General features: G+C 71.2%; 17 protein-coding genes and 1 pseudogene. 8 read left to right on the top strand and 10 right to left on the bottom strand.

Annotated elements, in window-relative coordinates; genetic code table 11:
* On the bottom strand, positions 1 to 2274 hold a 2274-nt coding region (locus ACFY8U_RS23095; protein ID WP_389573014.1), incomplete at its 3' end, for a tetratricopeptide repeat protein.
* A gap of 17 nt (positions 2275 to 2291) precedes the next feature.
* Positions 2292 to 2726 (bottom strand): hypothetical protein, encoded by a 435-nt coding sequence (locus ACFY8U_RS23090; RefSeq protein ID WP_389573012.1) that lies wholly within the window; start codon positions 2724 to 2726, stop codon positions 2292 to 2294.
* A gap of 356 nt (positions 2727 to 3082) precedes the next feature.
* On the opposite strand from ACFY8U_RS23090, the pseudogene ACFY8U_RS23085 reads away from it, so the two are divergent.
* Positions 3083 to 3169, top strand: a pseudogene (locus ACFY8U_RS23085) (glutamine synthetase); the annotation flags it as partial.
* A gap of 120 nt (positions 3170 to 3289) precedes the next feature.
* Here the strand turns inward: ACFY8U_RS23085 and ACFY8U_RS23080 are convergent.
* The 4 genes from ACFY8U_RS23080 to ACFY8U_RS23065 form a co-directional block, all read right to left on the bottom strand.
* On the bottom strand, positions 3290 to 3562 hold the full coding sequence (locus ACFY8U_RS23080; RefSeq protein ID WP_389573009.1) for an SH3 domain-containing protein: 273 nt from the start codon (positions 3560 to 3562) through the stop codon (positions 3290 to 3292).
* 205 nt (positions 3563 to 3767) lie between these two features.
* A complete protein-coding gene (locus ACFY8U_RS23075; protein ID WP_389573007.1) occupies positions 3768 to 4202 on the bottom strand; it encodes a VOC family protein in 435 nt (144 codons plus the stop codon).
* A gap of 11 nt (positions 4203 to 4213) precedes the next feature.
* The gene (locus ACFY8U_RS23070) at positions 4214 to 4714 is read right to left on the bottom strand and encodes a pyridoxamine 5'-phosphate oxidase family protein (protein WP_389573004.1); all 501 of its coding nucleotides are present in this window, start codon (positions 4712 to 4714) and stop codon (positions 4214 to 4216) included.
* 58 nt (positions 4715 to 4772) lie between these two features.
* Complete coding sequence (locus tag ACFY8U_RS23065) at positions 4773 to 6935, bottom strand: PIG-L family deacetylase (RefSeq protein WP_389573002.1); 2163 nt, start codon at positions 6933 to 6935, stop codon at positions 4773 to 4775.
* A 234-nt stretch (positions 6936 to 7169) separates the two neighbouring features.
* Here ACFY8U_RS23065 and ACFY8U_RS23060 point away from each other — a divergent pair, with 234 nt between their 5' ends.
* A complete protein-coding gene (locus tag ACFY8U_RS23060) occupies positions 7170 to 10157 on the top strand; it encodes a bifunctional [glutamine synthetase] adenylyltransferase/[glutamine synthetase]-adenylyl-L-tyrosine phosphorylase (RefSeq protein WP_389572999.1) in 2988 nt (995 codons plus the stop codon).
* A gap of 45 nt (positions 10158 to 10202) precedes the next feature.
* On the opposite strand, the gene ACFY8U_RS23055 is transcribed toward ACFY8U_RS23060, so the two are convergent.
* Positions 10203 to 10817 carry a TetR/AcrR family transcriptional regulator gene (locus ACFY8U_RS23055; protein WP_389572998.1) on the bottom strand — a complete coding sequence of 205 codons (615 nt, stop codon included), beginning with the start codon at positions 10815 to 10817 and terminating at the stop codon, positions 10203 to 10205.
* A 105-nt stretch (positions 10818 to 10922) separates the two neighbouring features.
* On the opposite strand from ACFY8U_RS23055, the gene ACFY8U_RS23050 reads away from it, so the two are divergent.
* Both ACFY8U_RS23050 and ACFY8U_RS23045 read left to right on the top strand, forming a co-directional pair.
* Positions 10923 to 12476, top strand: a complete 1554-nt coding sequence (locus ACFY8U_RS23050) for an APC family permease (protein ID WP_389572996.1) — start codon at positions 10923 to 10925, stop codon at positions 12474 to 12476.
* Positions 12380 to 13954 (top strand): amidohydrolase, encoded by a 1575-nt coding sequence (locus tag ACFY8U_RS23045; protein WP_389572993.1) that lies wholly within the window; start codon positions 12380 to 12382, stop codon positions 13952 to 13954. Before ACFY8U_RS23050 ends, ACFY8U_RS23045 begins: the two co-directional genes overlap by 97 nt.
* A gap of 19 nt (positions 13955 to 13973) precedes the next feature.
* On the opposite strand, the gene ACFY8U_RS23040 is transcribed toward ACFY8U_RS23045, so the two are convergent.
* The 3 genes from ACFY8U_RS23040 to ACFY8U_RS23030 form a co-directional block, all read right to left on the bottom strand.
* A complete protein-coding gene (locus tag ACFY8U_RS23040) occupies positions 13974 to 14903 on the bottom strand; it encodes a phosphatase PAP2 family protein (RefSeq protein ID WP_389572991.1) in 930 nt (309 codons plus the stop codon).
* Between the two features lie 103 nt (positions 14904 to 15006).
* Complete coding sequence (locus ACFY8U_RS23035) at positions 15007 to 16035, bottom strand: LacI family DNA-binding transcriptional regulator (protein WP_361593403.1); 1029 nt, start codon at positions 16033 to 16035, stop codon at positions 15007 to 15009.
* 25 nt (positions 16036 to 16060) lie between these two features.
* On the bottom strand, positions 16061 to 17767 hold the full coding sequence (locus ACFY8U_RS23030; RefSeq protein ID WP_389572988.1) for a glycoside hydrolase family 13 protein: 1707 nt from the start codon (positions 17765 to 17767) through the stop codon (positions 16061 to 16063).
* A 346-nt stretch (positions 17768 to 18113) separates the two neighbouring features.
* Here ACFY8U_RS23030 and ACFY8U_RS23025 point away from each other — a divergent pair, with 346 nt between their 5' ends.
* Genes ACFY8U_RS23025 through ACFY8U_RS23010 form a run of 4 tightly spaced genes read left to right on the top strand, consistent with a single transcriptional unit; the run spans position 18114 to position 22984 of the window.
* Positions 18114 to 19391: an extracellular solute-binding protein gene (locus tag ACFY8U_RS23025; protein WP_361593399.1), complete on the top strand. Its 1278-nt coding sequence runs from the start codon at positions 18114 to 18116 to the stop codon at positions 19389 to 19391.
* 19 nt (positions 19392 to 19410) lie between these two features.
* On the top strand, positions 19411 to 20421 hold the full coding sequence (locus tag ACFY8U_RS23020) for a carbohydrate ABC transporter permease (RefSeq protein ID WP_389572986.1): 1011 nt from the start codon (positions 19411 to 19413) through the stop codon (positions 20419 to 20421).
* Positions 20415 to 21269: a sugar ABC transporter permease gene (locus ACFY8U_RS23015; RefSeq protein WP_389573286.1), complete on the top strand. Its 855-nt coding sequence runs from the start codon at positions 20415 to 20417 to the stop codon at positions 21267 to 21269. The genes ACFY8U_RS23020 and ACFY8U_RS23015 overlap by 7 nt, the downstream gene beginning before the upstream one ends.
* A gap of 47 nt (positions 21270 to 21316) precedes the next feature.
* Positions 21317 to 22984 (top strand): glycoside hydrolase family 13 protein, encoded by a 1668-nt coding sequence (locus ACFY8U_RS23010; RefSeq protein ID WP_361593395.1) that lies wholly within the window; start codon positions 21317 to 21319, stop codon positions 22982 to 22984.
* Positions 22985 to 23081: the final 97 nt, after the last annotated feature.

Below are 23081 nucleotides of genomic sequence, written 5' to 3'. Positions count from 1 at the left end.
GTCGGCTTGGCCGCGGGTGTCGCCTGTCTGCTGGTGGAGCTGGAGGGCGGTTTGGTGCGCCGCGTGTGCTTCGTCGTGGCGCCGGAGCTCTCCGAGGGTGGTGCCGAGGTTGTTCCAGACGTCGGCTTGGCCGCGGGTGTCGCCTGTCTGCTGGTGGAGCTGGAGGGCGGTTTGGTGCGCCGCGTGTGCTTCGTCGTGGCGCCGGAGCTCTCCGAGTGCGTTGCCGAGGTTGTTCCAGACGTCGGCTTGGCCGCGGGTGTCGCCTGTCTGCTGGTACAGCTGGAGGGCGGTTTGGTGGGCGGTGTGTGCTTCGTCATGGCGCCGAAGTGACCTGAGTGTGGCGCCGAGGTTGTTCCAGGCGATCGCTTGGCCGCGGGTGTCGCCTGTCTGCTGGTGGAGCTGGAGGGCGGTTTGGTGGGCGGTGTGTGCTTCGTCGCTGCGCCGGAGCTCTCCGAGTGTGCTGCCGAGGTTGTTCCAGACGCCGGCTTGGCCGCGGGTGTCGCCTGTCTGCTGGTGGAGCTGGAGGGCGGTTTGGTGGGCGGTGTGTGCTTCGTCGTGGCGCCAGAGCTCTCCGAGGGTGGTGCCGAGGTTGCTCCAGGCGGCTGCTTGGCCGCGGATGTTGCCTGTCTGCTGGTGGAGCTGGAGGGCGGTTTGGTGGGCGGTGTGTGCTTCGTCGTATCGCCGGAGTTCTCCGAGTGCGTTGCCGAGGTTGTTCCAGGCGCCAGCCTCATTAAGCGTGTCACCCAGCGCCTGGCATGCATCGAGGGCGTGGGCGCGGACGGCGACCAGATCATGAAGTCGCCGTCGCCAGTCCAGATAGCGGCCAAGGGAAAACCCGAGACGAGCCGTCTCGGTGTGGCCGCTCACATGAGGGTGGATGGTCGCGAGGAGGTTCTCGCGCTCGGCGTCGAACCACGCCAGTGCATGCTCCCGGCTCTTGAACAACGTCGATACGGCCTCCCCAAGGGGGCGCAAGTGAGTGTCGGCTGCTTCTGCGTGGCGGATGTAGTGATCGGTGAGCCGGGTGCGGGCCTGTTCGAAGCGCCGGCGGGGGATACGGCCACCGTCCATGGCGGTCCGGGCCTGTTCCTGGGCGTGGACGCGTAGGAGGTCGTGCATGGACCAGCGGTCGCGTGCCTGGCTGTTCTGCGTGAGGAGGCGTGCCTGGACGAGTTGTCGCAGCAGTGGGGTGATCTTGTTTGCGGGCTGGTCGGTGAGGGCTGCGACGGCGGGGGTGGCGATGTCGGGACCGGGGTGGAGGCCGAGGAGGCGGTAGAGATCGGCCTGCTGGTGGCTGAGGCGGGTGAGGCATTCGTCGAAGACGGCACGCAAGTTGCGCTCGCCGTCGTCGAGGCCGCCGAGGCGGCTGCCGGCGTCGGTGAGCATACGCACCCGCTCGGACAGCGGCTGGTCGGGGTCGTCGGCGAGGAGGGCGGCGGCGATCTGCAGTGCCAGGGGCAGGTAGCCGCAAAGCGCGGCGAGTTCTTCCGCGGCCGTGGGCTCGTCCTCGACGCGCCGGTCGTCGGGGTCGGCTACCGCCAGGCGCTGGCGCAAGAGGTCCACGGCGGCGTCCGGCTGCAGGGGATGGAGGTTGAACAGCCGCGCGCCGAGGCCGGGCAGGGTGTGGCGGGAGGTCACCAGCACCGCGTGGTGCCGGGCCGGCAGCAGCGGCCGGATCTGCTCCGAGGTGGAGGCGTTGTCCGCAAGGATCAGGAAACGCTCTCCATCTCTTGCCAGGGCGTCGAGCTGAGAGCGGTAGAGCCCCTCCCGTTCGCCCAGCGTGGGCGGGATGTGGTCGGCCGCGATGCCCAGGGACCGCAGCAGCGCCTCGAGGGCATCCTCCGGTGGGACAGGGGTCGGGTCGTAGCCGCGCAGGTTCACCAGCTGTACACCCGTGAACCAGCCCCGGTCGAGCGCGGCATGGCCCACCGCGTGAACGAGGGTCGTCTTGCCCACGCCCGGCAGTCCCGCAGCCGATCCGACCGCCGCACCCGCACCGCTCCCAGGGTCCAGCAGGGCGAGAATCTTCGCGATCTCGTCCTCGCGACCTGTGAACTCCTGCGGCAGCCCAGGCAGGGCATTCAACGCGGTCGGCACCGCCGCATAAGCCTGCACATCGATCTTCGTGGTCTGCGTCCCACTACCGAGCACCTGACTGCGCTCGAACGACGCTCCCGCGAAGCTACTACCGCCCCCGCCGCGCCAGCCCTGCCGTGGACGAGTGTCCTTCGACCCGCCGCTCTTGCGCTTGCCGGACTTCCTCTTCGCCCCCATACCCGCCGCTCGCTCCGCTATCGATTGATCGTGTTGTTCTGTGTGCCGCTGGCGAGAACTTGACTGTCGGTGAATGTCGCGTTGCTGAAGTCGTTGTGCGTGCTCTGGGCCGGAGCCTGGGACCCCGCCTGCTCGACCAGAGCCTGCAACTCAGCGGCCACCTGCTGCCGCTCCAGGTCCGGAAGCTGCTCGAGAAGCATCTCCAGCCGGGTCTGCCAGCGCGTCACCAGGACGGTCTGCACCCGCTCCGCCCCGGCGCTGTCCCCGGCCGACTCCAGCTCGGCCCGTGTCTGGTCCAGTCGCTCCAACTCCACCTGCTCTCGACCCGTGTCGCCGCGACCCAGGATCCGCGCCACACCGCTGCGCATCCCGGCCCACGCGTCCGTCGCAGCCGCCTGCACGATCGCCCCACCACCAGCCGCTGCCACCGCGATCAAACCCTCAACCAACACGACAACACCCCCACGCATCAACGGACAAGGAGCCCAGCCTAGGACGAGACCCCCCACCTGATCAGACGAACCATCAATTCCGGTGGTGAAGCAGTCGGTGCAGCCAAGTCCTTGCAAGCGACGAGGCTTCCGCCCGCGGTGAACGGCAGCAAAGGCGCGCTTGACCAGCCATGTGCGCGCCCGTCGGTTCCTAGAGCAAGCTAACTGCCCGGGTCCGGGAGACGTTTGGCACTGGGCCGTCTGTGGGCCGTCGGGGGCCGCCGTAGGGTGCCGGTGCCCACCACTGACCACCGGTGGGGAAGCGTTCTCAGGTGCAGCGATCGGGATGGCTGCTGGTAGTACTGGCGGGGCGACACTTCCTGCGCAACAAGAAGCAGGAGTGGGAGGAGTACCGCAGCGAGGTCACCGCGTTCGAGCTCCGCAAGAACCTGCCGGTGCTGTAGGCGCAGGTCGGAGGGGGCGTCACCCCGGAACGACGATCGGGGCCGGCGGCGTTCAGCCGCCGGCCCCGAGTCGTCTCACTCGCCCTGGGCCGTCTCCGGCCCTGAAGGGGCCGTCCGTCGTCAGCCCTCTGGGGTGGCCGGTTCGACGTCCTTGGCCAGCGGTACCTGTCCGGTGTTGTCGACGTGCCGGGCGGCGACCCACGCGGCCTTGTCGCGCAGCAGGTACCAGATGGTGTTGCCGTCGATGTTCTGGGCGTTCACTTTGCTGCGCAGGCCGATCTCGGCGCCATGGCTCAGGTTGCCGATGACGGAGGAGTCCGTGCTCGGATACTTCCGCAGGTTGACGCCGATGGTGCTGACGACGGTGCCGAACGGCTGGGTTGGACTGGGCATGGTGTCCTCCAGGGGAACGCCGGAGTGGTGGGACTCCGTCCGATATCCGGACGGATTGCCTGCACGGTAATGCCCATTCCCGCCGGGGAGCCGGAGGCGTGCGGCGCATGCCCCGACCGGCGTCCCCGCGTCATCCCGATGGCGTCCGTCGAACCCGGCGCGCCCACCCGCGGCGCCGATTCGGCGTGGCCCGCGTCCCCTCCGCTCAGCGTTCCGAGAGTTCCGACGGCGCCTCCTGGACCACCCAGCCGTTGCCGTCCGGGTCCGTGAAGGCAACGAAGGAGTTCCAGGTCTCGCCCTTGCCGTCCTCCCAGCTCGTCCCGCTCACGTGGCGGACCGGGGTGACGTCCACGCCCCGGCCGACCAGCTCCTTGCGCGCCGCATCGATGTCCGTGACGCAGAGCTGTAGGCCCTGCAAGGTGCCCGGCGCCATCGGCTTCGTGCCGGGCAGCTGCGGCATGCCCGCGCTCTCCATCATGATCGAGCAGCGGGAACCGGGCGGCGTCGCCTGGATCATTCGGACCCCTGGGGCGACCTCGGTGTCCAGGTCGATCGTGAAGCCGCACTTGTCGCCGTAGAACTCCTTCGCCCGGTCGAGGTCGGTCACGGGGACGAGGACGACTTCGAGCGTCCAGTTCATGGAAGGCCTCCTCAGAAGCGCCAGCGGGTCTGGCCGAACGGCTCGCCCTTGGCGAAGCCGAAGACCGTGCGCGGCGCGACGGCGAACACCAGGGCGGTTCCACCGTCGCCCACGAACGCCCCGTCGCGCACGTCGAATCGCCAATCGGAGCCGTACTTCTCGACGTACGCGTCGGCCAGTGCCCGCAGCCGCGCCTCGTCGGTCACCCGGTCCGCCCGGCCCTCCACCACCAGGTCGAAGCCCTCGCCGAGCGACGGCGTACCGGTGGTGAGGACGACCTCCCGGTTCTCCGCCAGATTGCGCGCCTTGCGCTCGTCGGGGCCGGTGCAGAAGTGCAGCGCGTCCGCCGACCAGACCGCGATCAGCGGGGTGACATGCGGGCGGCCCTCCGGGCGGACCGTGGTCAGCCAGAAGACCTCGGCCCGGGCCAGCCGCTCGGCCGCCTCCGACCATGCGGCGGGGCGGGCCTCCGGGTCACTGAAACGGGCGTCCAGGGTCGGTTCCGGGGTCATCGCGGTTCCCTCCAGAGCGTCGGGTCCATGTACGTATGACCCTGGACCCGCCCCGAACTCATCGCACCGCGGGCGTCCAGTGCAGCTGTCCGTCCAGACCCACCGCGGCCACGCCGTCCACGACCCCGGCCGGCGCGCCCGAGAAGAGGAAGTTCTGCAGCGTCCACAGCGGCGCCGTCGCACTCGTGCGCCCGCCGCCGGCGGTGCCGGTGCCCGTCACGCCGCCCCGGCCCGCGCGCCCCAGCGCCTCCGGGGCCGTCGCCAGGACGCCCGTACGGGAGCGGACCGCCAGCATGCCGGGCCCGCCGCCCACCGGGCCGAAGCCCGCGACGCCGCCCGCCAGCTCGGTGACCTGCGAGGCGGAGCCGCCGCCCGTGCCGGGGAGGTCGGCCGTGCGGAGGTCGCCCGAGGCGGGCTTGCGGAACCAGAGCCGTACGCCCTCCCCCTCGGGCGAGGGGCTCGCGTTGAGGGCCAGCGTCGTCGCCGGCAGACCGGTCGGCCGCGGTCCGTCGAGCGGGGCGCCCGGGTGCTGCTGCGACCAGGTGAGGACGGTCGCGGCCGTGCCGGCGAAGACATGGGCGCGGCCCGCCGCGTCCGTCGTGGCCACCGGGTCGCCGTACACGGCCTCGGCGGCCGGACCGCTCAGCTGCCGCCACGGACTCCAGTCACCGTCGGGCCGCCGGTCGCGGGCGGTCAGCCGGTGAGCGCTGTCGCGCACCACCACCGTGGCCCGGCCGGTCCCGTCCACCGCCACCGTCGGGGCGCTGATGTCGGAGGTGCCCCGGGCGTCGCTCTCCTCCGGCGTGCCGAGCGAACGCCACGGCCCGAACGCGCCGCCCCGTGCGGTCTGCTCGGTCGTCACGACCTCACGGCCGTACGACCGCGCCGAACCGCCGATCGTCGTCCGCGTGCCGAAGACGGCGATCCGGCCGTCCGGGAGCCGTACGGACGTCACCCCGCTGTCCAGGCCCTCGCCCGGGAGCAGGACCGGCCCCCGCCACCCGGCGGCCGTGTCCGCGGGCTTCGTCCACACCGCGAGGCGCCCGTCGAGGACCGAGAAGGCGTGCAGAGCGCCGTCCGTGTCGCGCTGCACCCAGGAGGTGGAGGTACCCCGGGCGTACCGGACGGTCTGGGTCCAGCCCGGCCCGGAGGGCCGGGCGGAGACCTTCAGGTCGCCGCAGCCTGCCGGGTCGGCGCAGTCGTTGATCCCGTCGCTCCAGGCGTACGTCCGCAGGGTGCGCAGCTTGGCGTCCGCCGACTCGGGGTCGAGGGTGTGGGGCAGCGAGCCGGTGGGGTAGCCGAGGTAGTTCTGCACGCCGAAGTGCGGGCGGGACCCCGACGCCGCGGCGTACCGCTCCAGCGCGGCCTGGGCGAACCGGGCGCCGTACAGGTGGTCCTGGTGGTCGGTGAAGGTGCCGGTCTCCGCGTGCAGGCCCGGCGTCGGGTCCTGCATGCGGACGAACGTGGGGCGTATGCGCTTCAGCAGGCCGGTGAGCGTCTCGATCACCTGGTGCTTGCTGTACGTGAAGTCGGTGGCGACCGGCGTGCCCGTGGCCCGCTGGGACGCGAGGACCGGGACCCGTCCGTTCCACAGTCCGTTCAGGCTGTGCGGGCGGTCGGCGCTGATGGCGCCCGCCTCGCGCAGCTGGAGCCAGACCAGGCTGATCTGCGGCGCGGCGCGCAGGGTGTCCAGCTCGGCGGCCCCGCCGCCGACGGTGGGTATGGAGACACGGTCCCAGGGGCTGGTGCGGCTGCCGGTGGCCATCTCGGCGTACGCGGCACGTATGCCGTTCTGGCGGGCGGCGGCGAAGCCGGCCTTGTCCGGCAGGGGCCGCTCGGCGGCGCCGCGCGGGGCGTTCACGCCGTCCGCCTCACCGGACGTCAGATACACCGTGGTCAGGGGCCGGCCGGAGCGTATGGACTGGGCCGTGTCCGGGTTCATGAAGTACAGGTCGTCGTCCGGGTGGGCCACGATCTGAGCCACGGAGACGTCCGGGGTACGAACCGGCTCCGCGCCCTCGTTCGCCGCCCGCCGCACGGTCTTCCCGTCCGTCCCCTTGGCCTCGTGCGAGGGCGTGCGTTCCGCCGCACGGCTCCCGTTCGTCGCCGGGGCTCCGAAGACGGAGCCGGAGGAGAGCTGGAGGAGTCCCGCGAAGGAGCCTGCGACGAGTGCGGTCGTCGTCAGGGCGGAGACAGGACGGAGGCGGCGGCGGACGGGCATCGAGAGTTACGTACTTTCAAAGGTGCGGTCGGTGGCGTACGCCGGGAAGACGGACCTATAAGCAATACGGTTCATCGGAGGCGAATGGTGAGGAATGTGCGGGGCGTCACGTGTGATCTGTGACGAAACGAAGGCTCCGTGCGCGGTGTGGCGGCCGCGTGCCCCGGGGCGACCCGGCCTCTCCCTCCGGATACGCTCGAATGCGGAACCTGAACGGGCGGAGGGAGCGGCGGAATGACGGTGCCGGGGCGCAGGAGCAGTACCTTCAGCCGTCTGCTGCGGCACGGGTTCACCGATCCGTCCGGCGCCGAGCGCCTGCTCGACCTCCCCGAGCTGGCCGCCCTGCGCGACGACTCCGTTCTCCTCGACGCGCTCGGCGCGACCGCCGACCCCGACCTGGCGCTGCGGGGGCTCGTCCGGCTCGTCGAGGCACAGCCCGACGAGGAGCGCCAGACGCTCACCTCCACGCTGCTCTCCGCCAAGCCCTTCCGGGACAGGCTCCTCGGTGTGCTCGGCGCCTCCGAGGCGCTCGCCGACCATCTGGCCAGGCACCCCCGGGACTGGCAGGCGCTCGTCACCTACGAGGCCGTCGACCTGAACCCCGGGGTCGCCGAGTTCGAGCAGGGCCTCGCCGAGGCCACCGACCCGGTCTCCCTCCGGGTCGCCTACCGCCGCTGCCTGCTGGCCATCGCCGCCCGTGACGTCTGCGGCACCGCCGAGGTCGCCCAGACCGCCGCCGAGCTGGCCGACCTCGCCACCGCGACGCTGCGCGCCGCCCTCGCCATCGCCCGGGCCGCCGCCCCCGCCGACGCCGCCCACTGCCGGCTCGCCGTCATCGCCATGGGCAAGTGCGGCGGCCACGAGCTGAACTACGTCTCCGACGTGGACGTGATCTTCGTGGCCGAGCCCGTGGACGGCGCCGACGAGGGGAAGGCGATGCAGGCGGCGACCCGGCTCGCCTCCCACCTGATGCGGATCTGCTCCGAGACGACCGTCGAGGGCACCATCTGGCCCGTCGACGCCAATCTCCGCCCCGAAGGCCGCAACGGCCCGCTGGTGCGCACCCTCTCCTCCCACCTCGCCTACTACCAGCGCTGGGCCAAGACCTGGGAGTTCCAGGCGCTGCTCAAGGCGCGGGCGGTGGCGGGCGATCCTGAGCTGGGCGGCGAGTACATCGACGCCGTGTCCCCGCTGGTCTGGCAGGCCGCCGAGCGCGAGAACTTCGTCCCCGACGTGCAGAAGATGCGCCGCAGGGTCGTCGACAACATCCCCGCCGCCCAGGTCGACCGCGAGCTGAAGCTGGGCCCCGGCGGTCTGCGGGACGTCGAATTCGCCGTCCAGCTGCTGCAGTTGGTGCACGGGCGGGGCGACGCGACGCTGCACAGCGGCAAGACGCTCGACGCCCTGAAGGCGCTCGCCGCCGGCGGCTACGTCGGCCGCGCCGATGCCGCCCAGCTGGACGAGGCGTACCGCTTCCTGCGCGCGATGGAGCACCGCATCCAGCTCTACCGGCTGCGCCGCACCCACCTCGTGCCCGAGGGCGAGACCGATCTGCGCCGTCTCGGCCGCTCGCTCGGTCTGCGCACCGACCCGGTCGCGGAGCTGAACAAGGAGTGGAAGCGGCATGCCTCGGTGGTCCGGCGGCTGCACGAGAAGCTCTTCTACCGTCCGCTGCTCGACGCCGTCGCCCAGCTCACCCCCGGCGAGAGCCGGCTCAGCTCGAAGGCCGCGGGGCAGCGGCTCGAGGCGCTCGGGTACGCCGACCCCGCCGCCGCGCTCCGTCATCTGGAGGCGCTCGCCTCCGGCGTCACCCGCAAGGCCGCGATCCAGCGGACGCTGCTGCCGGTGCTGCTCGGCTGGTTCGCGGACTCCGCCGACCCGGACGCCGGGCTGCTCGGCTTCCGCAAGGTCTCCGACGCCCTCGGCAAGACGCCCTGGTATCTGCGCCTGCTGCGCGACGAGGGTGCGGCGGCCGAGAACCTCGCCCGGGTCCTCTCCGCCGGCCGGCTGGCCCCCGACCTGCTGCTGCGCGCGCCGGAGGCGGTGGCGATCCTCGGCGACCCGGAGGGCCTGAAGCCACGCGGGCGCGACCATCTGGAGCAGGAGATCCTCGCGGCGGTCGGCCGCGCCGACGGTGCCGAGCAGGCGGTCGCGGCGGCCCGTGGCGTACGGCGCCGTGAGCTGTTCCGTACGGCCGCGGCCGACCTCATCGGCTCGTACGGTACGGAGGACAGCCCCCGCGAGCTCGACCCGGGCGCGCTGGTCGACCGGGTGGGCCTGGCGCTCACCGACCTCAACGCGGCGACGATTTCGGGGGCGGTGCGGGCCGCCGTACGGGAGGGCTGGGGCGACACGCTGCCGACCCGGTTCGCGGTCATCGGCATGGGCCGCTTCGGCGGCCACGAACTCGGTTACGGCTCCGACGCCGACGTCCTGTTCGTGCACGAGCCGCGCGAGGGCGTCGACGAGCAGGAGGCGGCCAAGGCCGCGAACCAGATCGTCACGGAGATCCGCCGGCTGCTCCAGGTCCCCACCGCCGACCCGCCGTTGCTGATCGACGCGGATCTGCGTCCGGAGGGCAAGCGGGGCCCGATGGTCCGTACGCTCAAGTCGTATGCGGCCTACTACCACCGCTGGTCGCTCGCCTGGGAGGCCCAGGCCCTGCTGCGCGCCGAGACGATGGCGGGCGACCGGGAGCTGGGCGCGCGGTTCATCGAACTGATCGACCCGCTGCGCTACCCGGCCGAGGGTCTCGGCGAGGACGCGGTCCGCGAGATACGGCGTCTGAAGGCCCGGATGGAGACCGAGCGGCTGCCGCGCGGGGCCGATCCGACGCTCCACACCAAGCTCGGCCGGGGCGGTCTGAGCGATGTCGAGTGGACGGTGCAGCTGTTCCAGATGCAGCACGGCTGGGCCGAGCCGGGCCTGCGGACGACCCGTACCCGCGAGGCGCTGGCCGCCGCCCACTCGGCGGGCCTCGTTGCCACCGAGGAGGCCGAGACGCTGGACGAGGCCTGGGTCCTCGCGACCCGGGTCCGCAACGCGGTGATGCTGGTACGGGGGCGGCCGGGGGACACCTTCCCCTCGGACGGGCGCGAACTGGCGGCGGTCGGACGGTACTTGGGCTATGGCCCCGGCCGTGTCGGGGAGATGGTGGACGACTACCGGCGCATCACGCGGCGGGCGCGGGCGGTCGTCGAGGATCTGTTCTACGGGGCGTAGGGGCGCGGTACTTCCCGGCCCCGCGCCCGCCGGCCGCCTTCACCCTCACCCGTCGGCGTTCTCCAGGAGCGCCCGGCAGTGGACCAGGAAGGCCTCCAGGGCCAGGTCGAAGGCGGCGTCCGCGCGGGCCGGTCCCAGTGCCACCAGGGCCTCGGCCAGGCGCGGGGTCGTGACCTCGTCGGGGAGCTCCCACATGGTGTCCGGGGCCGCGAGGTCGAGCGCCGAGCCCAGGACCAGGTTCTCCAGCGCGACGATCACCGTCATGACGTCGGCGTTGTCGAAGCCGACGGCGAGCAGCAGGGTCACCGCCGCCTCGTACTGCGCGAGCACCTTCGGGGCCCGGACCGGCGAGGTCATCAGCATCGGGATGGCCCGGGGGTGGGCGGCGAAGGCCGCGCGGTAGGACCGCGCCCAGGCCGCGAGCGCCGCGTCCCACGGCTCCAGCTCCAGCCTGGAGCCGTCGATCCCCTCGCTGACCCGTTCGCGCAGCAGCTCCACGATCCCGTCGCGGCCGTCCACGTGGTGGTACACGGAGGCGGTCTGCACCCCTAGCCGCCTGGCGATCTGCGGGACGCTGAACTCGCCCCGCTCGTCGACGAGTTCGAGCGCCACCGTGGTGATGCGCTCGCGGTCGAGGAGGGGCTTGCGCGGCCGTCCCATGAATGGCTTCCCCCTGGTCAGGTCTTCCCGAATCGTTGAACGCGAGGTTACATTGCGCGAACCGAAAGCCTTTAGGTTTCCTGTCGCGGAAGGGCTTCCCCTTTCATGTCCTCACAGACCACCACCGCTCCCGAGGGGCTGAGAACCGGCACGCTCTCCACCGCCGACATCTCGTTCTTCGTCGTCTCCGCCGCCGCCCCGCTCACCGTCATGGCCGGCGTCGCGCCCATCGCCGTCGTCCTCGGCGGCATCGGCGCCCCCGCCGGCTATCTCCTGGCCGGCATCACCCTCGCGGTCTTCGCCGTCGGGTTCACCGCCATGAGCCGCCATGTCCGCAGCGGCGGCGCCTTCTACGCGTACATCACCCGCGGCCTGGGCAAGCCCGTCGGCATCGCCGCCGCCCTGCTCGCCATGCTCGGCTACAACGGCATGGAGATCGGCGTCTACGGTCTGCTCGGCACCGCCACCGCCGACACCGGCCACGCCCTGTGGGGCGTCGACATCCCCTGGCTCCCCGTCTCCCTCGCCGGACTGCTGCTCATCTGGTACGGCGGCTTCCGCTCCATCGACTTCGGAGCCAAGGTCCTCGGTGTCCTCCTCCTCGCCGAGACCGGCATCCTCGTCCTGCTCGCCGGCGGGGTACTGATCGACGGCGGCGCCGACGGCCTCTCCCTGGCCTCCTTCACCCCCGGCAACGTGCTCGTCCCGGGCTCCGCGGCAGTCCTGGCCTTCGCCTTCGCCGCCTTCACCGGATTCGAGTCGACCGTCATCTACCGCCGCGAGGCCCGTGACCCGAACCGGACCATCCCCCGCGCCACCTACTTCGCCGTCGGATTCCTGGGCCTCTTCTACGCCTTCGTCGTCTGGACCGTCATCCAGGCCTTCGGCCAGGACAAGGTCGTCCAGGCCGCGAGCGACGACCCCGGCGGGCTCTTCTTCGCCGCCATCACCACCTATGTCGGCGCCTGGGCCGCGGACCTGATGCACATCCTGATCGTCACCAGCGTCCTCGCCTCGCTCCTCGCCTTCCATAACGCCATCAACCGGTACGGCCTGGCGCTCGCCGAGGAGGGTGTGCTGCCCGCCGCCTTCGGCCGCGTCCACCCCCGCCACGGCTCCCCGTACGTCTCCGGCATCCTGCAGACCGCCCTCGGTGCCGTCGTCGTCCTCGCCTTCGCGGCCGCGGGAGCCGACCCGTACCAGCAACTGCTGCTCTGGGTGAACACCCCGGGCATGATCGGACTGATGGTCCTCCAGCTGCTCGCGGCGCTCGCCGTGCCGCTGTTCTTCCGCCGCATCAGCCACACGGAGGGGAAGCTGCGCACGGTGGTCGCCCCCATCGCCGCCTTCGTCCTCCTCGCCGGGGCGATCGGCCTCGTCGTCACGAACGTCGGCCTCTTCACCGGCGCGTCCACCACCGTCAACACCGTCCTGGTCTCCCTCGTCCCCGCCGTCTTCGTGCTCGGGCTCCTCCTCGCGTACCGCCTCCGCCGTACGCGCCCCGAGACCTACGCCACGTTCGCCGCCGAACCCGCCGCACCCATGTTTGGAGAAGAGCCGTCGTGCCCGCACCCGACCTCGTCCTCGTCGACGCCCGCGTCCGCACCCTCGACCCCGCCCGTCCCCACGCCACTGCCGTCGCCGTCCGCGACGGACTGATCACGGCCGTCGGCGACGCCACCGACGCCCGCGCCTGGCGCGGACCCGGCACGGAGACGATCGACCTCGGCGGCGCCACCCTCACCCCCGGCCTCACCGACGCCCACAGCCACCCCGTCTGGGGCCTGGAGATGTTCACGGGCACCAACCTCTCCGCCGTACGCGACCTCGACGAACTGCGGTCGGTCCTCGCCACGGCCGAGCGCCGCGACGGCTGGATCATCGGCTTCGCCCTCGACCACAACGTCTTCGGCGGCCGGCCGATCCACCGCGAACTCGTCGAGGACGTCCTCGGCGGCGCTCCCGCCTTCCTGCGCCTCTACGACGGACACTCCGCCCTCGCGAGCGAGGCCGCCCTGAAGGCGGCCGGCATCGACGGCTCCCGCGCCTTCGCCCAGCGCTCCGAGATCGTGTGCGACACCGGGGGACGGCCCACCGGCCATCTGATCGAGCACGCCGCGATGGACCTCATGACCCCCGTCCTGCCCACCCAGCCCTACGCGGAGCGGCGCGACCGGCTCGTCGCGCTGCTGACCTCCATGGCCGCCACCGGACTGACCGGCGCGCACGTCATGGACCTCGGCGGCCACGACGTACCCGGGCTGCTCACCGCCCTGGAGGCCGACGGCGACCTTCCGCTACGGCTCCGGCTCGCGCCCTGGTGCATGCCCGGCGCGACCGCGGAGGAGCTGGACGAGCTGGTGCGGCTCCAGACGCGGTCCGGGCGGCTGTGGCGGGTCGGCGGGGTGAAGTTCTTCATGGACGGCACCGTCGAGGGCGGCACCGCCTGGCTGGAGCACGCCGACTGCCACGGCCAGGGCACGGACGCCTTCTGGCCCGACCCGGCCGCCTACTCGGCCGCCGTACGCCGTCTCCACGAGGCAGGGGTCGGCACCGCCACGCACGCCATCGGCGACGCGGCCGTCCGGCACGTCCTCGACACCGTGGAATCGCTGGGCGCCGGCGGGCCACGGCACCGGATCGAGCACATCGAGACCGTCCCCGACGACCAGCTCGGCCGGTTCGCGGCCCTCGGCGTCGTCGCCTCGATGCAGCCCCCGCACACCGCGTACACCCGCGCCGACCACACCGACGAGTGGTCCAAGCGGCTCGGAGACGTACGGGCGGCCCGCGCCTGGCGCTGCCGGGACCTGCGGGAGGCGGGCGCGCATCTCGCGCTCGGCTCGGACTGGCCCATCGCCCACCACGACGCCCGCCAGGTCCTCGCCACCGCCCAGGCCCCGCGCGGAGCGGCCTCCGCACGGCACGGACTGACAGGTCTGATGGCCCTGGAGGGCCTGACCACCCACGCGGCGGTCGCGGCGGGGGAGGAGCACCTCGGTGGCCGGATCGCGCCAGGACTCCGGGCTGATCTGACGGCCTTCACCGTCGACCCGGTCGAGGCGCCCGCCGACGAGACGGAACAGGCACCGATCCGGCTCACACTGGCGGGCGGCCGCGTCACCCACCGGGGCTGACGGACTCCGCGCCTCCCGGCTAGCGGGTCAGCCGTTCCTTCTCGCGCCCGGACTCCCGCTCGTCCTCGCGGTCCGCCGTGGATCCGTCCGCCGCGGACCGCGAGGACGAGCCGCCCCGGGCCACCGGCACGGCCGGTTCCACCAGCTTGGGCAGATGCTGCGGCAGCGCGCCGTACATGTAGTACGAGACGGCAAAGCCGAAGGCGAGGCAGATCATGCCGCCCACCGCGTCCAGCCAGAAGTGGTTGGCGGTCGCCACGATCACGACCAGGGTCGCCATCGGGTAGAGCAGACCGAGGATGCGCGCCCAGGGCGCCGAGGCCAGGGCGAAGATGATGAGACCGCACCAGAGCGACCAGCCGATGTGCATCGACGGCATCGCCGCGTACTGGTTCGACATCTGCTTGAGGTTGCCCGAGGCCATCGAGCCCCAGGTGTGGTGGACCAGGACCGTGTCGACGAAGGACTGGCCGTTCATCAACCGGGGCGGCGCGAGCGGATACAGGTAGTAACCGACCAGGGCCACACCGGTGGTGGCGAAGAGGACCGTGCGGGACGCCGCGTACCGGCCCGGCTGCCATCGGTACAGCCACACCAGCACACCGATCGTCACGATGAAGTGCAGGGTGGCGTAGTAGTAGTTCATCGACACGATCAGCCACGTCACCGAGTTCACGGCGTGGTTGACGGTCTGCTCGAAGGCGAGCCCGAGGGACCTCTCGACGTCCCAGATCCAGTCGGCGTTCTTCAGCGCCTGGGTCTTCTGCTCCGGTACCGCGTTGCGGATGAGCGAATACGTCCAGTAGCTGACGCCGATGAGCAGGATCTCGAACCAGATCCGGGGTCGCCGGGGCATGCGCAGCCTGGCCCGCACACCGCCACCGTCCGGAATGGGTGACGGGCTGGCCGCCGTGCTGCCTTCCAAACTCTTCACGGTCGCTTCACCCATGGGAGGAGAGTCTGCCAGATCCATTCCTTCCGTCCGATCATCCCTCCGTCGGGTTCGCGACGCACATGCTCCGTCTTGAGACGGAGGGACCGGGGAGGGAGAGTCAGGGGTTCCCCTGACTGGGGGCAGAAGCGGTTGAACCGCGAACGACCAGCTCAGGCATGAAGACGAACTCGCTGTGCGGTGCCGGGGTGCCCCCGACCTCCTCGAGGAGCGCCCGGACCGCCGCCTGCCCCATCGCCAGCACGGGCTGGCGGATCGTGGTCAGCGGCGGATCGGTGAACGCTATGAGCGGGGAGTCGTCGAAGCCGACCACGGAGACGTCCTGAGGAACGCGGAGGCCCTGCTGCCGGGCCGCCCGGATGGCGCCGAGCGCCATCATGTCGCTCGCGCAGACGACGGCCGTGCAGCCGGCGGAGATCAGGGCGCCCGCCGCCGCCTGCCCGCCCTCCAGCGTGTACAGAGAGTGCTGGATCAGCTCCTCGGACTGCTCCGGGGAGAGGCCGAGCCGTTCCCGCATCCCGCGCTGGAACCCCTCGATCTTGCGCAGCACGGGCACGAACCGCTTGGGACCCACCGCCAGCCCGATCCGGGTGTGCCCGAGCGCGGCGAGGTGGGTCACGGCCAGCTGCATCGCGGCCCGGTCGTCGGGCGAGACGAAGGGGGCCTGCACCTTGGGGGAGAAGCCGTTGATGAGGACGTACGGGACGCCCTTGCCGCGCAGCTGGTCGTAGCGCGTCATGTCGGCGGTCGTGTCGGCGTGCAGCCCGGAGACGAAGATGATCCCGGAGACGCCCCGCTCGACGAGCATGTCGGTGAGCTCGTCCTCGGTGGATCCGCCGGGGGTCTGCGTGGCGAGCACGGGGGTGTAGCCCTGCCGGGTCAGGGCCTGCCCGATGACCTGCGCGAGCGCGGGAAAGATCGGGTTGTCCAGTTCGGGGGTTATCAGCCCGACGAGTCCGGCGCTGCGCTGGCGCAGCCGTACCGGACGCTCGTATCCGAGGACGTCGAGTGCGGCAAGCACGGATTCACGGGTGGCCGCGGCCACACCGGGCTTGCCGTTGAGCACGCGGCTGACTGTGGCTTCACTGACCCCCGCCTGGGCTGCGATGTCGGCAAGCCGCGCGGTCATGGGATTGGACTGTACCGGTCGCACGTCAGATTGCCCACCAAACGCAGGAGTCGGCGGGAACCCGGACGTTGTGCGCGAGCGCGGCGCCGCGGCCGAACTCCCCTGCGGGGGAGGGGAGTACGGGAGCGGTGCCCCCGATTCCCCCGTCGCCGTGGGGGCCTTCCGGCGCCAGGTCGCGCGTCGTGCTGCTCAGGAGCGGCGACCCGGTGAGCGGAAGGTCGACCCGCCGTGCCGTCGTGTTCAGAGTGACCACGACGTCGCCGCCCTCGGCCCGGCGGCGGAAGGCGAGCACGCCCTCCGGGGCGTCCAGCCACTCCACGGCGTCGCCCGCGCCGAGGGCCGGGTGCTCGCGGCGGATCCTCAGCGCCTCGCGGTAGAGCTCCAGGGTGGAGGCGGGGTCGGCCGTCTGCGCGGCGACGCTCAGCGCTCCCCACTCCCGGGGCTGCGGAAGCCAGGAACCGGCCGGCCCGAAGCCGTACGACGGGCCGTCCTGCGTCCACGGCAGCGGGACCCGGCTCCCGTCACGCAGCCCGTCCTGGCCGTCGCCGCGCAGGAACGCGGGGTCCTGGCGGACCTCGTCCGGGAGGTCCACGACCTCCGGCAGGCCCAGCTCCTCGCCCTGGTAGACGTAGGCCGAGCCCGGCAGCGCCAGCATCAGCAGCGCCGCCGCCCGGGCGCGCTCCAGGCTTCCGTACCGGGTGGTGTGCCGTACGACGTCGTGGTTGGAGAGCACCCAGGTCGTCGGGGCGCCCACCGAGGCCGTGGCGCGCAGCGACTCGTCGACGACCGAACGCAGCGCCGCCGCGTCCCATGCGCAGTTCAGGAACTGGAAGTTGAAGGCCTGGTGCAGCTCGTCGGGGCGTACGTACAGCGCCAGCCGCTCCGGTGTCGGCGCCCACGCCTCCGCGACCCCGATGCGCTCGGGGCCGTACGACTCCAGGAGCCGGCGCCAGCCGCGGTGGATCTCGTGCACGCCGTCCTGGTCGAAGAACGGCAGCCGCTGGATACCGATGAGCTTCGCCTGCTGCCCCTGCCCGATGTCGGGCAGGCCCTCCGCCTTGACCATGCCGTGGGCGACATCGATCCGGAAGCCGTCCACGCCCAGATCCAGCCAGAAGCGGAGCACGGAGTCGAACTCGGCCCGTACCTCCTCGTTCTTCCAGTTCAGGTCGGGCTGCTCGGGCGCGAAGAGGTGGAGGTACCAGGCTCCGTCCGCGACCCGCGTCCACGCCGGGCCGCCGAAGACCGACTCCCAGTCGTTGGGGGGCTCGGCGCCGCCCGGCCCCCGCCCCGGCCGGAACACGTACCGGTCCCGGCCCACCCCGGCGCGCGCCTGCTCGAACCAGGGGTGCCGGTCCGAGGTGTGGTTCGGAACGATGTCCACGATGACCTTCAGGCCGAGCTCGTGCGCCGCGCGCACCAGGTCGTCGGCGTCCGCGAGGTCCCCGAAGACGGGGTCGACGGCGCGGTAGTCCGCGACGTCGTAGCCGCCGTCCGCCTGCGGGGAGGCGTAGAAGGGCGTCAGCCAGACCGCGTCCGCGCCCAGCCGGGCGATGTGCGGCAGCCGCTCCCGTACGCCCCGCAGGTCCCCGATCCCGTCGCCGTCGCTGTCCGCGAAGGAGCGGACGTACACCTGGTAGATGACGGCGTCCCGCCACCAGCCGGTGCGGGCGGCGCTTGCGCAAGAGCTTGCGGAGTCCGGCAGCGACGGTGAGGTGAGCTCGTGGGCCATGTGCGGTGTCCCTCTCGCGTGTTCCAGGGGCTGGGCGTCGTACTGACAACGAGGTCGGGGCGGGCGTGAAACGGTCCTGCAAGAGATGATGCAAAGACTTGCAGGGCCCGGATGCGGCCGCAAGAGGGCCTGAGAGGGGCCTGAGGTCCCCTGTCAAGCGACTCGTCGGCAACCTTCAGGACACGCCGATGTAACGATCGCCGGTCCTTGCAGAAAGTTCTCGCAAGCTCTTTCGGCTCGTTTTCATCCCTGTTACGTTCCTGGCAACCCGGAGCGCCGCGAGGGAGCGGTCGCATGAGGCAGGTTCCAGCCCCTCGTCACCCCGGGATCAGTTGAAGGAGTTCACATGCGGCGTGGCATAGCGGCCACCGCGCTGGTCGCGGCCCTGGGCGTGACCCTGGCGGCGTGCGGAAGCGATGACGGTTCGAACGGCGGCGGCTCGAAGAGCTCCGGCGAGCTCTCCGGGACCGTGACCTGGTGGGACACCTCCACGGTCGGCTCCGAGGACAAGGTCTTCAAGAAGATCGCCGAGGACTTCACCAAGAAGCACCCGAAGGTCACCGTCAAGTACGTGAACGTGCCGTTCGGTGAGGCGCAGAACAAGTTCAAGAACGCCGCCCAGTCCGGCTCCGGCGCCCCCGACGTCATCCGCTCCGAGGTCGCCTGGACCCCCGAGTTCGCGGACCTCGGCTACCTGGCCCCGCTCGACGGCACCGCCGCGCTCAAGGACGAGAAGGACTTCCTGAAGCAGGCCGCCGCCTCCACCCAGTACAACGGCAAGACCTACGCCGTGCCGCAGGTCATCGACTCCATGGGCATCTTCTACAACAAGAAGATCTTCAAGGAGGCCGGCGTCGAGGTCCCCAAGACCATCGCCGAGCTGAAGACCGTCTCCGCGGCGATCAAGGACAAGACCGGCAAGACCGGCCTCTACCTGCGCGGCGACGACGCCTACTGGTTCCTCTCCTTCCTGTACGGCGAGGGCGGCGACCTGGTCAACGCCGAGTCGAAGACCGTCACCGTCGACAACGCCGCCGGTGTGAAGGCCCTGACCACCGTCAAGGACCTCGTCGACTCGGGCGCCGCCAAGACCGACGCCACCGACGGCTGGAACAACATGCAGACCGCCTTCAAGGAAGGCAAGGTCGCCATGATGATCAACGGCCCGTGGGCCGTCGCCGACACCTATGCCGGCAAGGAGTTCGCCGACAAGGCCAACCTGGGCATCGCCCCGGTCCCGGCCGGCTCGGCCGGTCAGGGCGCCCCGCAGGGCGGCCACAACCTCGCGGTCTACGCGGGCTCCAAGAACCTGGACGCCTCGTACGCCTTCACCGAGTACATGACCTCGGTCGAGACCCAGACGCAGATCGCCAAGGAGCTCAGCCTGCTCCCCACCCGTGAGTCCGTCTACGTCAAGCCGGACGTCGCGAGCAACGAGATGATCGGCTTCTTCAAGCCGGTCGTCGACAAGGCCGTCGAGCGCCCCTGGATCCCCGAGACCGGCAGCCTCTTCGCCCCGCTCGTCACCGAGTACACCAAGGTCCTGACCGGGCAGACCACCCCCGACAAGGGAGCCAAGGCGACGGGTGACTCCTACCGCAAGCTCCTGAAGGACTGGAAGTAACAGGAAGGCAGGCCGGCTGATGGCTGTGGACACCAGCAGCCAGTCGGCGGTGAAGGCCGCGGGCGATGTCGCCCGCGGCCGGCACCGTGGTACTGGCACCCCCGAGGGGAAGGTTCGCCGTTCCCTCTCCACCCACTGGTACGCCTGGGCGATGGTCGCTCCGGTGGTGGTCGTGATCGGCGTGATCATCGGCTATCCGCTGATCCGGGGCATCTACCTCTCGCTCACCAACGCGAACGAGCGGAACGTCGAGCGGAGCATCGGTGTCAACCAGATCCCGGCGACGTACGAGTTCGTCGGCCTGGACAACTACGTCGACGCGCTGACCGGGAGCCAGTTCCTCGGCACGCTCGGCTGGACGCTGGTGTGGACGGTCGCCTGCGTCACGGTCACCTTCGTCCTCGGCCTGGCCCTCGCCAACATCCTCAACCGCAGGATCGCCGGCCGCTCCGTCTACCGGATGCTGCTGATCCTGCCCTGGGCCGTACCCGGCTTCGTCTCCGTCTTCGCCTGGCGCTTCCTCTACAACCAGGACAACGGCCTGCTCAACCAGGTCCTCGGCGGCGCCGGGATCGACGCCGTGCCGTGGCTCAACGACCCCACCTGGGCCAAGTTCTCGGTCATCGCCGTCAACGTCTGGCTCGGCATCCCGTTCATGATGGTCGCCCTCCTCGGCGGGCTCCAGTCCATCCCCGGTGAGCTGTACGAGGCCGCCGAGATGGACGGCGCGAACGCCTGGCAGCGCTTCCGGAACATCACGCTGCCCGGGCTGCGCTCGGTGTCCACCACCGTGATCCTGCTCAGCACCATCTGGACCTTCAACATGTTCCCGGTGATCTTCCTGCTCACCCGGGGCGGACCCGGTGAGGCCACGCAGATCCTGGTCACTCAGGCGTACAAGTTCTCCTTCGAGATCAGCCCGCGTGACTTCGCCCAGTCGTCCACCTGGGGCGTCCTGATCCTGGTCCTCCTGATGGTCTTCGCCGCGATCTACCGGCGTGTCCTCCGCAAGCAGGGAGAAGTCTGGTGACCACCGCCACCAACACGCCCACCCGCGGCCGTCGTTCGCCGCTCGCCTCGGTCGGGCTGCACGCGACCCTGATCGTCGCCTCCGTGATCGCCGTCTTCCCCGTGCTGTGGGTCCTGCTGACCTCGCTCAAGCCGGCGAAGTACGCGATCACCACGGACTTCTTCAAGGAGACGACGCTCGCGAACTACACCGACCTGCTGGAGAACACCGAGTTCCTCACCTGGTTCGGCAACTCGCTGCTCATCGCGGGCCTCACCACGGTCCTCGGTGTCTTCATCGCCTCCACCACCGGCTACGCCGTCAGCCGCTTCCGCTTCCCCGGCAAGCGGGGACTGATGTGGACGCTGCTGATCACCCAGATGTTCCCGGTCGCCGTCCTGATCGTGCCGATCTACAACATCATGTCGTCGCTGGGGCTGCTGAATAAGTCGGCCGGTCTGGTCATCACGTACCTGACCATCGCCGTCCCCTTCTGCGCCTGGATGATGAAGGGCTTCTTCGACACCATCCCGCGTGAGATCGACGAGTCGGGCCAGGTCGACGGCCTCAACCCGTTCGGCACCTTCTGGCGGCTGATCCTGCCGCTGGCCAAGCCCGGCATCGCGGTGACGGCGTTCTACTCCTTCATCACCGCCTGGGGCGAGGTCGCCTACGCCTCCGCGTTCATGGTCGGGGACGAGAACCTCACCCTCGCCGGCGGCCTGCAGAAGTTCGTCAACCAGTACGGCGCCCAGTGGGGTCCGATGTCCGCGGCCTCCGTGCTCATCGCCATCCCCGCGGCGCTGGTGTTCCTCTTCGCCCAGCGGCACCTGGTGACCGGCATGTCCGCCGGCGCCGTCAAGGGCTGACCCCGAACACCCCACACGTACGTACCTCCTTACCTCTCAAGGAAGACATGACCCAGCACCTCGCTGCCCCCGACGCCGCCCCGACCACCGGCACGCACACGGGTTGGTGGAGAGACGCGGTGATCTACCAGGTCTACCCCCGCAGCTTCGCCGACGGAAACGGCGACGGCATGGGCGACCTGGAGGGCATCCGCGGCCGGCTTCCGTACCTGAAGGAGCTGGGCGTCGACGCCGTCTGGCTCAGCCCCTTCTACGCCTCCCCGCAGGCCGACGCCGGCTACGACGTCGCCGACTACCGGGCCATCGACCCGATGTTCGGCAGCCTCCTCGACGCCGACGCGCTCATCCGCGAGGCGCACGAGCTGGACCTGCGGATCATCGTCGACCTGGTACCCAACCACTCCTCCGACCAGCACGAGTGGTTCCAGCGCGCGCTGCGCGAGGGCCCCGGCTCCCCGCTGCGCGAGCGCTACCACTTCCGCCCGGGGAAGGGGGAGAACGGCGAGCTGCCGCCCAACGACTGGGAGTCCATCTTCGGCGGCCCCGCGTGGACGCGGGTCGAGGAGGCGGACGGCACCGCGGGCGAGTGGTACCTGCACCTCTTCGCGCCCGAGCAGCCGGACTTCAACTGGGAGCACCCGGCCGTACGCGACGAGTTCCGCTCCATCCTCCGCTTCTGGCTCGACATGGGGGTCGACGGCTTCCGGGTCGATGTCGCCCACGGCCTGGTGAAGGCCGAGGGGCTCCCCGACATCGGCGCGCACGACCAGCTCAAGCTGCTCGGCAACGACGTCATGCCCTTCTTCGACCAGGACGGCGTCCACGAGATCTACCGCTCCTGGCGCCAGGTCCTCTCCGAGTACGACGGCGAGCGCGTCCTCGTCGCCGAGGCGTGGACCCCGACCGTCGAGCGCACCGCGAACTACGTGCGCCCCGACGAGATGCACCAGGCGTTCAACTTCCAGTACCTGGGCACCCATTGGGACGCCGTCGAGCTGCGCCGGGTGATCGACGCCTCGCTCGCCGCGATGCGCCCGGTCGGCGCGCCCACCACCTGGGTGCTCTCGAACCACGACGTCACCCGGCACGCCACCCGCTTCGCCAACCCGCCCGGCCTCGGCACCCAGCTGCGCGAGCAGGGCGACCGCGAGCTCGGTCTGCGCCGGGCCCGGGCCGCGACGCTGCTGATGCTGGCGCTGCCCGGATCGGCGTACGTCTACCAGGGCGAGGAGCTCGGCCTGCCGGACGTCACCGACCTGCCCGACGAGGTCCGCCAGGACCCGTCGTTCTTCCGGGCCACCGGCCAGGACGGCTTCCGCGACGGCTGCCGGGTGCCCATCCCGTGGACCGTCGAGGGCTCGTCGTACGGCTTCGGCAGCGGTGGCAGCTGGCTGCCGCAGCCGGCCACCTGGGGCGGGCTCAGCGTCGAGGCGCAGGCCGGCGACCCCGGCTCCACCCTGGAGCTGTACCGCAGCGCGCTCGCCGTGCGCCGCGAGCGCCCCGAACTCGGTGCGGGCGAGGACGTCGAGTGGCTGGAGGCACCTGAGGGTGTGCTCTCCTTCCGCCGCGACGGCTTCGTCTGCACCGCCAACACCACCGGTCGGGCCATATCCGTCCCGCTGCCCGGCCGGTTCCTCCTCTCCAACGAGCCGGTCTCCCACGGGGAAGGCGTCGTGGAGCTGCCCGCCGACACCACCGTCTGGTGGGCGGTGTGACCATCCCCCTGCCGCGGGGGGCCGGGGCCCGCGCCCCCCCCCCCCCCGCCCACCCCCCCCCCCCCCCGGGCCCCGCGGCCCCCCGCACCCCGGGGCT

Source organism: Streptomyces sp. NPDC012508 (assembly GCF_042902595.1).
Lineage (GTDB): Bacteria > Actinomycetota > Actinomycetes > Streptomycetales > Streptomycetaceae > Streptomyces.
The sequence above is the reverse complement of the archived record's forward strand: the minus strand, read 5'-3'. Positions and strand labels throughout refer to the sequence as shown.

Bases quoted from the DNA above. Each gene is read 5' to 3' on its own strand.
- ACFY8U_RS23070 (WP_389573004.1), bottom strand. From the start codon at position 4,714: ATGACCCCGGAACCGACCCTGGACGCCCGTTTCAGTGACCCGGAGGCC.
- ACFY8U_RS23030 (WP_389572988.1), bottom strand. From the start codon at position 17,767: ATGGCCCACGAGCTCACCTCACCGTCGCTGCCGGACTCCGCAAGCTCT.
- ACFY8U_RS23010 (WP_361593395.1), top strand. From the start codon at position 21,317: ATGACCCAGCACCTCGCTGCCCCCGACGCCGCCCCGACCACCGGCACG.
- ACFY8U_RS23020 (WP_389572986.1), top strand. From the start codon at position 19,411: ATGGCTGTGGACACCAGCAGCCAGTCGGCGGTGAAGGCCGCGGGCGAT.
- ACFY8U_RS23050 (WP_389572996.1), top strand. From the start codon at position 10,923: ATGTCCTCACAGACCACCACCGCTCCCGAGGGGCTGAGAACCGGCACG.
- ACFY8U_RS23065 (WP_389573002.1), bottom strand. From the start codon at position 6,935: ATGCCCGTCCGCCGCCGCCTCCGTCCTGTCTCCGCCCTGACGACGACC.
- ACFY8U_RS23055 (WP_389572998.1), bottom strand. From the start codon at position 10,817: ATGGGACGGCCGCGCAAGCCCCTCCTCGACCGCGAGCGCATCACCACG.
- ACFY8U_RS23075 (WP_389573007.1), bottom strand. From the start codon at position 4,202: ATGAACTGGACGCTCGAAGTCGTCCTCGTCCCCGTGACCGACCTCGAC.
- ACFY8U_RS23080 (WP_389573009.1), bottom strand. From the start codon at position 3,562: ATGCCCAGTCCAACCCAGCCGTTCGGCACCGTCGTCAGCACCATCGGC.
- ACFY8U_RS23035 (WP_361593403.1), bottom strand. From the start codon at position 16,035: ATGACCGCGCGGCTTGCCGACATCGCAGCCCAGGCGGGGGTCAGTGAA.
- ACFY8U_RS23060 (WP_389572999.1), top strand. From the start codon at position 7,170: ATGACGGTGCCGGGGCGCAGGAGCAGTACCTTCAGCCGTCTGCTGCGG.
- ACFY8U_RS23025 (WP_361593399.1), top strand. From the start codon at position 18,114: ATGCGGCGTGGCATAGCGGCCACCGCGCTGGTCGCGGCCCTGGGCGTG.
- ACFY8U_RS23040 (WP_389572991.1), bottom strand. From the start codon at position 14,903: ATGGGTGAAGCGACCGTGAAGAGTTTGGAAGGCAGCACGGCGGCCAGC.